Genomic DNA, 12617 nt, shown 5'->3' with positions numbered 1-12617 from the left:
TCTTCAGCTGGCCTGTTTCTTTATGGCGTCATCCAGCGTCAACTGACGCGTCCGTTCGGTCCATCCACCGCGCCCATTATTCACCACCTCGACGAGCTGCACAGAGCGCTCGGTGATACTGACGATGCGTCCATAATCCGTGCCCAGGTAGTCACCACTGGTCAGCCGGTGAACCTCGCCATCAGGATCACGCACCAAGGCCGAGGGCCGGTTGCCGACACGCAATGTCCCCACCAGGGTGAGTTGCTCCAGAGGATAGGCCTCTAGTGGGCCGCGAGGCCGGTCCCTATCCGGGGCCAAATCGGCAGAGCCTTCCGGCACTGTTTCCGGTGCCGACAGACGCGCCTGGAAGGGGCTACGCTGATTCGCCTGATGGTAGGACACAATCTCGTAGTGAGGCAGCTCTGGAACCGGCGCCAGCTCGACGCCACTGGGATCAACCCGCGACCCTTCAAGTTTACGATCAAGTTCAGCAAGATCAGGCTCACTGCAGCCTATCAGCATCAGCGATAGACCCAACAACGCCAAGCGTGTCCATGACAGTACAACTAACCGGCGACTCATGGCGTTGCCTCTTCGCCGTCGGCTCTTGCGCTCGGTGAATAGCTGTAAGTGCGTGCCAACAATGCAAGCTCCAACTGATCGCTTCCCTCGACCGGCACCAGACTGAAATCGTGCTGGGTCACGATGCGCGGCAGCGCCGAGACGCCGGCAAGAAAAGCCGCGATACGGTGATAATCACCACGCACACGAATATCAAAGGGGCGCTCGATGTAATGCTCCTGCGCCACCGGCGAGCGCAGACGAATGGTCTCGATGGAAAGCTGATGCTCTACCGCGATCCTGCTGATATCGTCGATCAATGCAGGGATCTCGGCTCCGCTGGGCAGCATTTCCAGCAGACTATCGAGGCGCGCCTCAAGGTCGGCCACTTGTTCGCGAATAACCGGCAACCTTGCCGCTTGTGCGGCCTTGCGACGATAATCACTTAGCAGCTGCGCCTCCTCAGTGCGTGCTTTATCCAAGGCTTCGATCTTGGGTGTCGCCAGATACCAATCCATAGCAGCACAGGTCACACCCAGCACCAATAGACAGCAGGCGACCTGCAATGACCAGGGCCAAGTGCCTGCCTCTTTAATATCGAGCTCGCGCCAATCCAGTTCACGAAGGCGGCGCCATTCGACCGACAGGCTCATTGGCTCTCCTCCAGGGCGGCGGGCAAGTGCTGGTCGACGCTAAGGGAAAAACGCCGATCCCCCTGACCATCGCCCTCGACTTGCGACAACTCCGGCACTCCCAGCACCGACGTCGCCTCCAGGGCTCGTAGTTGATCAGAGACCTGATAGTTGTCATCGGCCACCCCATCCAGGCTCAGCCTCTGACCTGTCCGCGAAAGGCGTGTGTAGTAAACCCCTTCCTGGAGGCTGGCACTGAGGGCGTTGGCAACACGTACCGTTTGCGCGCGCCCCCGCTGAAGTCGGGCGAAGACATCTATCTTGGCCACGATGGTTTCCCGCGTGGCCTTGTAATCCTGAATCCCCTGAATATCACGTTCCAATGCCTTGGACGCGGCTTCTATGTGATCATTGCGCTGCTGCTGGACGGCGAGCTGATGATCATAGTAAAAGCTCATCGCGTACCCTCCCCCCAGGCCCAGTACCGCCATCAGGCCAAGCGCCAGCTTGAAGCGCTTGCTGCGACGCTCGCGTTGCGCCTGACGCCAGGGCAGCAGGTTGATCTCGATCATCATCAGCGCACCCTCATGGCAAGCCCGCAAGCGGTCAGCATCGCCGGTGCATCATTGGCAAGCGTCTGGGCGTTGATTCGCGGGTTGACCTGCATGCGCCGGAACGGATTGGCGTTCAGCACCTCCATGCCGGTTTGCTCGGCAAGACGCTCCTTGAGCCCGGGTATGACGCTGGAGCCGCCGGCAAGCATCAGGCGATGCACCTTATCCTTGCGCCCTGCGGTATAATAGAGCTGCAGGGAGCGTTCGATCTGCTGAACCAGGGTCTCGATAAAGGGCATCAACACATTGCCCGCGTAATCCTCAGGCAGCCCGCCACGCTTCTTGGCAAGGCCTGCCTCCTCTACCGTGAGCTCATAACGACTGGCAATTTCATCGGTCAGACGGCGGCCGCCAAACACCGTATCGCGGCTGTAAACGATGCGTCCGCCCTTGAGTACGTGGAAAGCGTTCATATTGGCCCCGATATCGACCAGCGCCACGCCTTCTTCATTGCCACCTCCTCCTGTCTGCTGAAGAAGCTCATCGAAGGCGCGTTCCATGGCGAAGGTTTCAACATCAACCGCCGCAGGCGTCAGGCCAGCCTGAAGCAACGCTTCGGTCAGCTGACTGATCTCTCGGTTACGGCAGGCGACCAACAGCACGTCCTGCTGGTCCCGGTAGCGCTCATTGACACCCAGGCGCTGAAAGTCGAAGGAAACTTCACTGAACGGAAAGGGAATATGCTTGTCTGACTCGAGTTCGATTCGCGCCTCGATCTCATCATCATTGAGAGAGGCCGGCAGGATCAGGGGCTTGGTGATGACCGCACTCGAAGGTACGGCAACGCAGGCTTCTCGCGTGTTAGGCTGCGCCTGCACGACGGCGCGCTGCAACGCATCAGCGACGGCTCCCATGTCGCGAATGCGTCGCTCGACAACGGTGCCTTCGCGTAGCGGGCGCACGGCATAACTTTCCACCCGGTGCTGACCTCGAACGGGTTTGAGCTCGATCAGCTTGACGGTTGCAGAGGAAATATCCACTCCAATCAACCCTTTCCCGGACTTCCTTAGCCTTTTCAAGGCCTCACCCCCAACTCAAGCCTAGGTTGCTGTCACACTTAAACATTAGCTGACTACGCTGCATTAAGGTTAAAAGCTCATATCGCGCAGCCTACAGGATTTTGCGAATGCTCACACTTTGGCCACCGCATGAGCCCTTCAACGCTGGTGACCTGACGCTCGGGTTCCTATAATACAGCCCTCCACGGAGTGTCGCTCTCAGCACCATCGCCCAGCCACCGTTCATCATGAGTCCTACATTTTCATGAAGTTATTCAAAACGCTTGCCTCTTCGGCGATATGGATCACGCTATCCCTTGGCGTATCCGGAGTCCTGGCCCTGGTCGGCTCCGCCCTGTATTTCGCCCCGGGCTTACCCGACGTGCGCCAACTGCAGGATTTCGAGCTGCAGACACCGCTGCGTATCTATACACGCGACGACAAACTCATCGGCGAGTTTGGTGAGGAACGACGCCAGCCGGTCAGCTTCGATGAGATCCCCAAGGACATGATCGACGCCCTGTTGTCCGCCGAGGATGCCAGCTTCTTCGAGCACCCTGGCGTTGACCCCAAGGGCCTGCTGCGCGCCGCTACCGAACTGGTGGCAAGCGGTGGTGACATTCAATCCGGCGGCAGCACCATCACCATGCAGGTCGCCCGTAACTATCTGCTGACGCTTGACCGTACCTTTACGCGCAAGATCCGCGAGATACTGCTGGCTCTGCAGATGGAACAGCTGCTGAGCAAGGAAGACATCCTCACGCTTTACGTCAACAAGATCTTCCTGGGCCACCGCTCCTACGGCATCGGCGCCGCCGCCGAGACCTATTACGGCAAACCTCTTGCCGAACTGAGCCTGGCGCAGACGGCGATGATCGCCGGACTGCCCAAGGCGCCCTCGAACTTCAATCCGCTGGCCAATCCGGAGCGCTCGCTGATCCGCCGCAACTGGATCCTCTATCGCATGCGCGAGCTGGGTCACATTGATGCCGAACGCTATGATGCGGCGGTGCAGGCACCGATCACCGCGCGTCGCTTCGCCACCAAGCTCGAGGTCGAGGCCGACTACGTGGCCGAGATGGCTCGTCAGTTCGTCGTTGACCGCTATGACGACGCCTACACCGGGGGATACAAGGTCACCACAACGCTCGATAGCCGGTTGCAGCCGATGGCCCGGCAGGCCCTGACCCAGGGCCTGATCGAATACGACACTCGCCACGGCTGGCGTGGCGCCGAAGAAACCGACATCCCGGCTAGCCTTGTCGAAGCTCAGGAGCGCACACAGCGTAGCGGCCTCGAAGAAGAGCTGGCCGAGTCAGAGGTGCGTGAGACGGCTCGCCAGGCGGCCGAGCGCAGCCAGACCCAGATCAGCGGTATCGATGGCGACGTCAGCAACTGGCTGCGAGTGCTCGAACGCACTCCCGCGTATGGCCCACTCGAGCCTGCCATTGTGGTGGAAAGCGAGGGGCGCGAAATGCGCGTCTTGAGCAGCGATGGCAAGGCTATCACCCTGCCCTGGAGCGGCCTCGAATGGGCCGATCCCTACCTGAGCCCCTACAGTCGTGGCCAGCCACCGAACTCGGCCGATGATATCGCCGAGCGGGGCTCACTGGTACGCATCCTCGAGCAGGACGATGGCAGCTGGCGCCTTTCCCAGCGCCCCGCCGCCGAAGGCTCGATCATCGTCCAGGATCCCGACAGCGGCGCCGTGCTGGCCCTGCAGGGTGGCTTCAGCTTTGCCGCCAGCAAGTTCAACCGCTCCACCCAGGCCAAACGCCAACCGGGTTCGACCTTCAAGCCATTCATCTACCTGGCCGCTCTCCAGGAAGGTGGCATGACGCCAGCGACGGTGATCAACGATGCACCGGTGGTGATGGAATCCAGTGAAGGCCTGTGGCGGCCGGCCAACTCCGGCGGAGAGTTCCGGGGCCCTACACGGCTACGCGAGGCATTGGCACAGTCTCGAAACCTGGTGACCATCCGCATCCTGCGCACCATGGGACTCGACCGCACCATCGACTTCCTGACCGGCTTCGGCTTCGTTAAGGACCAGTTGCCCAACGGCCTGGCACTGGCACTGGGCAGCGCCAGCCTGACGCCGCTGACCATGACCAACGCCTACTCAACTCTGGCCAATGGCGGCTTCGAGGTTTCCCCCTGGTTCATCAAGACACTCTCCCGAGATGGCGAGGTCATTGAAGAAGCCGAACCCAGGCTTGCCTGCCGCAACTGCGCCCCGGATGCCGAGCGAGTCGAGCGCGACGGCAAGCGTTATCCGCTGGCCGAGCGCGCCGCCGACGCGACCTCCGTCTACCTGCTGCGCAGCATGCTGCGCGACGTCATCGAGCATGGCACCGGGCGCCGCGCCCTGTCGCTCAACCGCGGCGACATCGTCGGCAAGACCGGCACCACCAACGACCGCCGCGACGCCTGGTTCGCCGGTTTCAATGACGAGCTGGTAACCACCGTGTGGGTCGGCAAGGATGACTACGACACCGTCGCCGAATACGGCGGTCAGGCTGCTCTCCCCATCTGGATGGACTTCATGGGCCAAGCCCTTGATGGCCATGCCGAGACGCAACCTGAACGCCCGGATGACATCGTCACCGCGCGGATCGATCCCAAAACCGGACAGCGACTTCGCGACGACCAGCCTGGCGGTATTCAGGAAATGTTCGTGGCCGGCCAGCTGCCATCGCTGGCCCCGCGTAGCATTGACCAGGAGCTGGAATCCCAGAGCGGCTCTCAGGGCACAGGCTCTTTCGACGCCATTTTCTGATCTAACCCGACCCGGGGCTTAACGCCCCGGGCATTGAGCACCATGATGTTGCACACGCTTCTCCATGGCCGGCCATACCTCGCCGGCCAACGCTATTGCCGGCACCGCCGTTCGTCTCGCGCCACCTCGCAAAGGCGCCTGACATTGATGGCCGCCACCTTGGCATGCATTCTCGCAAGCAGCTCTGCGCTGGCCTATCCCTTCTATGCACCACCGAAGGCCAAGCCGGACACGCCGACGTTCAGCGGCGATGCCGAACTGGGCTATACCCGTCTGAGCGGCAACACCAACAGCCAGACACTGATCGCCAAGACGCGCCTGACCTGGTTGACCGGCGACTGGCTGCATACGCTGCGCCTGGAAGCTCGAACCGTCAGCGAGGACGAAGAAACCGAGGATGAGCATTACTTGGCCTCCTGGCGCGAGCGCAAGGACCTGAGCGGACCACACTACCTATTCGGCTTCACGCGCTGGGAGCAAGAGCGCGATAGCGGCTACGACCGCCAGCTCACTGCCATCGGCGGCTATGGACGCCAACTGCTCGACGACTCGCGCCAGCAGCTATCGCTGGAGGCCGGCCCGGGCTACCGCAACGATCGCGTCCAGGATCAGTCTAGCCAGCAGCTGGCCGTGGCCTACGCTGCTACTGACTATCGCTTCACACTCTCCGATACCGGCTACTTTCAACAACAGCTGTCAATGGAAGCGACCGGCGATAACACGACGGTGCGCTCATTGAGCGCGATCACCAGCAACCTCACCTCTCGTCTGGCACTGCGCCTGTCTCACGAGATCAAACACAACTCCCAGCCGCCCGACAGCGCCGCTGCGAGCACCGATACCACCACCACCGCTTCGCTGCAGCTAAGCTGGTAACCACTCACTTCTTGCGACCTCCCCCAAACGCAAAACGCCGACCCAAGGGCCGGCGTTTCGCGAACATGAGAACCCCTGCAGCATCAGTCGCCGTAGACACCGTCCACGCTGGTCAGCGGATAGTGTGCCGGGTAGGGCTTGCGCGCCACACCGGTGTCGACTGCGGCTTGCGCGACCGCTGAAGACACGCGATCCAGCAAGCGCGAATCCAGCGGCGTGGGAATGATGTAACCACGCCCGAATTCCAGATGCTCGATATCGTAGGCCTTGAGCACCTCATCGGTGACAGGCTCTCGGGCCAGATCCTTGAGAGCGTGGACCGCCGCCACCTTCATCTCCTCATTGATACCGGTGGCACGCACATCGAGAGCACCGCGGAAGATGAACGGGAAGCCGAGCACGTTATTGACCTGATTCGGGAAATCCGAGCGCCCGGTAGCAATGATCACGTCCTCGCGAGCCGCCTTGGCGACTTCGGGATGGATTTCCGGATCCGGGTTGGAGCAAGCGAAGACCACCGGATTGGGCGCCATGGTCTTGAGCTGCTCGGGCGTCAGCAGGTTGGGGCCAGACAGCCCCACAAACACATCGGCGCCGTCGATGGCATCATCCAGCGTGCGTCGCTCGGTCTCGTTCGCGAACATCGCCTTGTACTGATTGAGGTCCTCGCGACCACTGTGGATCACGCCCTTGCGATCGAGCATGAAAATATTCTCCGCCCGCGCGCCGCAGGCCACCAGCAGCTTCATGCAGGCAATAGCCGCCGCGCCGGCGCCCAGGCAAACGATGCGAGCGTTGTCCAGCGTCTTGCCGGCGATATCAAGAGCATTGAGCATGCCCGCGGCAGTCACGATGGCCGTACCGTGCTGATCATCATGAAAGACCGGGATGCTGCAGCGCTCCACCAGCACCCGCTCAATCTCGAAGCACTCGGGCGCCTTGATGTCTTCGAGGTTGATCCCCCCCCAGGTATCGGCAATGCGCGCCACGGTATCGATGAAGGCCTGAGGACTTTCGGCATCGACCTCGATATCCACCGAATTGATACCGGCAAACTTCTTGAACAACACCCCCTTGCCTTCCATCACCGGCTTACTGGCAAGCGGCCCCAGGTTACCCAGGCCCAGAACGGCCGAGCCATCCGAGACCACCGCCACCAGATTACCCTTACCGGTATACAGATAGGCATTTTCAGGCTCTTTGGCGATTTCACGACAGGGTTCCGCCACGCCCGGGCTATACGCCAACGCCAGGTGTTTTGCCGTGGTGGTCGGCTTGGTCAGCTCGATGGACAGCTTGCCGGGAGTCGGATGGGAGTGGTAATCCAGTGCCGCTTGCTTCGGATCGGTCATGTCACGTCCATTGATGTCATTGAAGTGGCGCAAGAATATAGAAAAACACCCGACCCTACAACGCAGACCAAGTTGGCCTATTTTTCCACTTTTTATTGCGCGTTTGGCACTAAAGCCATCTATTTACTGATCTTTATACCCAGCCGCTCATCTATAACGCCTAGCTTATTCTCAAGCCTTGCCAGGCGATCGCCCACAAAAAAGTCCGCCGCGGATAACCCGCAACGGACTCTTGCCTCGCCGGCGATAGAAGATCGTCGGCTTGGTGACGTAAGCGCTTAGCCGCGCTTGACGGCAGCACCGAAACGCTTGTTGAAGCGCTCGACGCGGCCACCGGTGGTCGCCTGCTTCTGCTTGCCGGTGTAGAACGGGTGACACTGCGAGCAGACGTCCAGGTAAAATTCCTGGTTTGACGTGGTGCCTACGTCGAAGGTCGCGCCACAGCTGCAAGTAGCGGTGACCTTCTTGTAATTCGGATGGATACCTTGTTTCATCTTGAAGCCTCATTAAGCGGTATGCCGCCACCTGATCGACTGCCAGGCACCGCATACGGGTTATGATCGCCCGCAGCCAACATGGCCACGCCAACGAACCGGAATCCGACGACTCACTTGGATGCGCTGGAAACCCCACAACAGAGGGTAGCCCGCCAACGCGAGTGAGGCCGCGGAGGGCCGGCATTATAGCAGACCCGATCTTGGAGGCCAATTGTCCGACAGTGCTTCGCCGCTACCCTCAACGCCTCGCGTGCTGGGTATTGCCGTCCCCACGCCCATGCGCCGTCTGTTCGACTATTTACCCGGCCCGGAGACACCGCCTGGTGGCTGGCGGCCCGGTCTGCGCGTCCAGGTCGCGCTGGGCCGGCGCTCGGTCGTGGGTATCATCATCGAATGCCGCGACAGCAGCGAGATGGCGCTCGAGCGTCTCAAGCCCATCGAAGCCTGCCTGGATGCCAGTCCGCTTCCGGACGACTGGCTGTGGCTCACCCGCTTCACGGCCCGCTACTACCAGCACCCCCTCGGCGACACCCTGCACCAGGCACTGCCCGTGCTGCTGCGCCAGGGACGGCCGCTTGAAGCCCGCACCCTGGAGCGCTGGCGGCTCAACGAACGAGGCCAAATGAGCCAGGCCGCCGACCTGGGTCGCGCACGCCGCCAGGCCGAGTTGCTGGAGCTCCTGCGCCAACACCCCCGCGGCTTGCCCACCGCCGCTGTTACCGCTCAGCAGTTCAGTCGTGCCCAGCTACAGGCCCTGCATGACAAGGGGCTTGTCGAATGCCTGGAAGAACCACGCGTGGCAAGCGAGCCACCGCGCCCAGCGACGCTACTGGCCGAGCCGGCACTCACACTCAACCGCGAACAGGCCGCCGCCCTATCGACACTGCATGAAGGCCTCGAGCGCTTTCACCCCTGCCTGCTACATGGCGTCACCGGCAGCGGCAAGACCGAGGTTTATCTACAACTGATCGAGGCGGTCATCCAGCGTGGCCGCCAGGCCCTGATCCTCGTGCCCGAGATCGGCCTCACCCCCCAGACACTCGAGCGCTTTCGTCGCCGCTTCAGGGTTCCGGTGGTCGCCCTGCACTCAGGCCTCACCGATCATGAACGCCTGGATGCCTGGCTTGCCGCCATGAGCGGACGCGCCCCGATCGTCATCGGCACGCGCTCCGCCATTTTCACGCCCCTGGCCAGCGCCGGGGTAATCATCGTCGACGAGGAACACGACGGCTCGCTCAAACAGCAGGAAGGGCTGCGCTACCACGCCCGCGACCTGGCCGTGGCGCGTGCTCACTATCATGGCATTCCGGTGGTGTTAGGCAGTGCCACCCCGGCACTCGAGAGCCTGGCCCAGGCCAAGAGCGGTCGCTACGCCCATCTGCGCCTGACCCAGCGAGCCAGTCGTCACCCACCGGCCAGGCTCGAACTGATCGACCTGCGCGGACGGCCCCGCCAAGGCGGTCTGATCCCCGCGGCGATCGACGCCATCCGCCAGACCCTCAATGCCGGCCATCAGGTACTGGTGTTCATCAACCGTCGTGGCTTCGCTCCCACACTGGCTTGCCACAGCTGTGGCTGGCTCGCCGAATGCGATTCCTGCGATGCCCGCATGACCCTGCATCGCCAACCCTCGCTACTGGCCTGCCATCACTGCGAGCGACAGCAACCGCTGCCCCACGCCTGCCCGGAGTGCGCAAGCGGTGACCTGCGCCCGCTAGGCGCCGGCACCGAACGGGCCGAGGAGAGCCTGGCCGCGCTCTTCCCGGAGGTGCCGGTACATCGCATCGACCGCGACAGCACGCGGCGCAAGGACGCCTTCGGCGAGGTGCTCGCCGAGATCAAGCGCGGCGAACCGAGCCTGCTGGTGGGCACCCAGATGCTCGCCAAGGGCCACCACCTGCCCCACGTCACCCTGGTGGTGGTCGTCAATGCCGATGCCGGCCTCTATGCCAGCGACTTTCGCGCCCTTGAACACTCGGCACAGCTACTGACCCAAGTGGCGGGCCGCGCCGGTCGAGCCGCCCACCCGGGTCGCGTGCTGGTGCAAACCCTGCACAGCGATGACCCCCATCTACGCCTGCTCGCCGAGCGCGGCTACGACGCCCTGGCCGAGGCCCTGCTCGAGGAGCGTCGCGGCGCGGCCCTGCCGCCCTTCCGCTTCCTCGCCCTGGCACGCTTCGAAAGCACCCGTGAGGCCGACGCCATGGGGCTTGCCAAGGAAGCCGGCGCTGCACTTCGCGAATGGCTGACAGCCCAAGGCCATGCTGTCACCTGCCTGGGCCCGGTGCCGGCGCCCATGGAGCGTCGTCAGAACCGCTATCATGTACAGCTGTTGCTCTCCGCGGCTCAGCGCAGCCAGCTGCACGAGGCCAGCGCCTGGCTGATCGCCTGGCTCGAGGCCTGTCGCGATGCGCGCCGGGTACGCTGGTCGCTGGACATCGACCCCCAGACCCTGGCCTGAGCCCTCTATGCGATGCGGGCCTTTATGGCGGGGCGCATCGCCAGGGTTTAAAGCCGGGCCGCCATGGCCGATAATGCGCCATCACGTTAGGTAGAGCGACGCTTTCACGCCGGCCGGCGGCGCGCCTCATCGCCGTCATTCACGCCTGCCGGGCCAGGCCACAGGACATCAGAGCTTTCATGAAAGACACCATCATTGCACTGCTCGAAGAGGCGCTGAGCGCCCTTCAGCAGCAGGGCGAACTGCCCCAGGACCTCGCCCCAACCATCAAGGTCGACCCCACCAAGGACAAGGCGCACGGCGACTTCGCCACTAACCTGGCGCTTGCGCTGGCCAAGCCCGCGGGCAAGAAACCCCGTGAGCTTGCTGATGCGCTGGTCGCGGCGCTACCGAGCTCGCCTGCGATCAGCAAGATCGAGATCGCCGGCCCCGGCTTCATCAACTTTTTCGCCGCCACCGACGCCCTCGCGCAGGTGGTGACAACCATCCTCGAGACCGGCGACACCTATGGCCGCAGCCTGGATGGCCAGGGCGAAAAGGTGCAGGTCGAGTTCGTCTCCGCCAACCCGACTGGCCCGCTGCACGTCGGCCATGGCCGTGGCGCCGCCATCGGCGACAGCCTCTGCCGCCTGCTGGAAGCGACGGGTTTCGATGTCACCCGCGAGTTTTACTACAACGATGCCGGCGCCCAGATCAGCAACCTGGCCCGCTCGGTGCAGTCTCGCGCCAAGGGGCTGACCCCGGATGATCCGAACTGGCCGGAAGACGGCTACCGCGGCGACTACATTCGCGACGTCGCCCAGAGCTACCTGGCCGGCGACATCGTGCATGCCGATGATCGCCACGTCACCGGCGCCGCCGATCCGGACGATCTCGATGCCATCCGCGACTTCGCGGTGGCCTATCTGCGCCGCGAGCAGGACCTGGACCTCAAGGCCTTCGGCGTCGCCTTCGACGTCTACTTCCTGGAATCCTCGCTGTATGAGGACGCTAAGGTCGAGGCCACCGTCAAGACGCTGATCGAGGGCGGTCACACCTATGAGCAAGACAACGCCCTGTGGCTGCGCACCACCGACTTCGGTGATGACAAGGACCGGGTAATGCGCAAGCAGGACGGCGGCTACACCTACTTCCTGCCTGACGTCGCCTACCACCTCGACAAGTGGCAGCGCGGCTTCACCCAGGTGATCAACGAGCAAGGCGCCGACCACCACTCCACGGTGACCCGGGTACGCGCCGGTCTGCAGGCCCTCGAGACCGGCATTCCCCAAGGCTGGCCGGACTACGTGCTGCACCAGATGGTGCTGGTGACCCGCTCGGGCGTCGAGGTCAAGCTCTCCAAGCGGGCCGGCAGCTATGTGACCCTGCGCGACCTGATCGAAGAAGTTGGCCGCGACGCCACCCGCTACTTCCTGGCCGCGCGGCGCGCCGACTCCCAGCTGACCTTCGATATCGACCTGGCCCGTTCGCAGTCCAATGACAACCCGGTCTATTACATCCAGTATGCTCACGCCCGGGTATGCAGCGTGCTGCGCAAGGCCGCCGCCGACGACCGCGACTTCCAGCATGACCTGGCGCTCGACAGCCTGGCCCTGCTTGAAGCGGATCAGGAGAAGGCGCTAATGAATCGCCTGGCCCGCTACCCGGAGGTAGTACGTATCGCCGCCGGCAACCGCGAGCCACAGCAGGTTGCCCAGTACCTTCAGGACTTGGCCGGCGACTTTCACACCTGCTACAACGCCGTGAAGGTAATGGTCGACGACGATGCCCAGCGCAACGCGCGCCTGGCGTTGGGCATCGCGACCCGCCAGGTAATCCGCAACGGTCTCGACCTGCTGGGCGTCAGCGCACCCGAGGAGATGTAA

At 62.8% G+C, this 12617-nt stretch carries 10 protein-coding genes; 4 read left to right on the top strand and 6 right to left on the bottom strand.

Annotated elements, in window-relative coordinates; translation table 11 throughout:
* Nucleotides 1-3: 3 nt before the first annotated feature.
* From ETC27_RS13800 to pilM, 4 genes are read right to left on the bottom strand one after another with little or no spacing between them, the layout of a single operon-like run.
* Nucleotides 4-564, bottom strand: coding sequence for a pilus assembly protein PilP (locus ETC27_RS13800; protein WP_136255593.1), 561 nt, complete (start codon nucleotides 562-564; stop codon nucleotides 4-6).
* Nucleotides 561-1196, bottom strand: coding sequence for a type IV pilus inner membrane component PilO (locus ETC27_RS13795; RefSeq protein WP_136255592.1), 636 nt, complete (start codon nucleotides 1194-1196; stop codon nucleotides 561-563). Before ETC27_RS13795 ends, ETC27_RS13800 begins: the two co-directional genes overlap by 4 nt.
* Nucleotides 1193-1750: a PilN domain-containing protein gene (locus ETC27_RS13790; protein ID WP_136255591.1), complete on the bottom strand. Its 558-nt coding sequence runs from the start codon at nucleotides 1748-1750 to the stop codon at nucleotides 1193-1195. The genes ETC27_RS13795 and ETC27_RS13790 overlap by 4 nt, the downstream gene beginning before the upstream one ends.
* A complete protein-coding gene (gene pilM, locus ETC27_RS13785) occupies nucleotides 1750-2769 on the bottom strand; it encodes a type IV pilus assembly protein PilM (RefSeq protein ID WP_240724919.1) in 1020 nt (339 codons plus the stop codon). The genes ETC27_RS13790 and pilM overlap by 1 nt, the downstream gene beginning before the upstream one ends.
* A 283-nt stretch (nucleotides 2770-3052) precedes the next feature.
* Between pilM and ETC27_RS13780 the strand changes: the two genes are divergently transcribed.
* Nucleotides 3053-5566 carry a penicillin-binding protein 1A gene (locus tag ETC27_RS13780; RefSeq protein WP_136255589.1) on the top strand — a complete coding sequence of 838 codons (2514 nt, stop codon included), beginning with the start codon at nucleotides 3053-3055 and terminating at the stop codon, nucleotides 5564-5566.
* Between the two features lie 147 nt (nucleotides 5567-5713).
* Nucleotides 5714-6442, top strand: a complete 729-nt coding sequence (locus tag ETC27_RS13775) for a DUF481 domain-containing protein (RefSeq protein ID WP_136255588.1) — start codon at nucleotides 5714-5716, stop codon at nucleotides 6440-6442.
* Between the two features lie 83 nt (nucleotides 6443-6525).
* Here the strand turns inward: ETC27_RS13775 and ETC27_RS13770 are convergent, their stop codons facing one another.
* Both ETC27_RS13770 and rpmE read right to left on the bottom strand, forming a co-directional pair.
* Nucleotides 6526-7794 carry a malic enzyme-like NAD(P)-binding protein gene (locus ETC27_RS13770; RefSeq protein ID WP_136255587.1) on the bottom strand — a complete coding sequence of 423 codons (1269 nt, stop codon included), beginning with the start codon at nucleotides 7792-7794 and terminating at the stop codon, nucleotides 6526-6528.
* Nucleotides 7795-8072: 278 nt separating this feature from the next.
* Entirely contained in the window at nucleotides 8073-8288 is a 216-nt protein-coding gene (gene rpmE / locus ETC27_RS13765; protein WP_136255586.1) for a 50S ribosomal protein L31, read from the bottom strand.
* A 214-nt stretch (nucleotides 8289-8502) separates the two neighbouring features.
* Here rpmE and ETC27_RS13760 point away from each other — a divergent pair, with 214 nt between their 5' ends.
* A complete protein-coding gene (locus ETC27_RS13760) occupies nucleotides 8503-10752 on the top strand; it encodes a primosomal protein N' (RefSeq protein ID WP_136255585.1) in 2250 nt (749 codons plus the stop codon).
* A gap of 179 nt (nucleotides 10753-10931) precedes the next feature.
* Nucleotides 10932-12617: an arginine--tRNA ligase gene (gene argS / locus ETC27_RS13755; protein ID WP_136255584.1), complete on the top strand. Its 1686-nt coding sequence runs from the start codon at nucleotides 10932-10934 to the stop codon at nucleotides 12615-12617.

Origin of the sequence: Onishia niordana, from assembly GCF_004798965.1 — a bacterium.
GTDB classification, from domain to species: domain Bacteria; phylum Pseudomonadota; class Gammaproteobacteria; order Pseudomonadales; family Halomonadaceae; genus Onishia; species Onishia niordana.
Note: the sequence above shows the minus strand (reverse complement) of the source record. Positions and strands in the feature narration are given on the sequence as shown.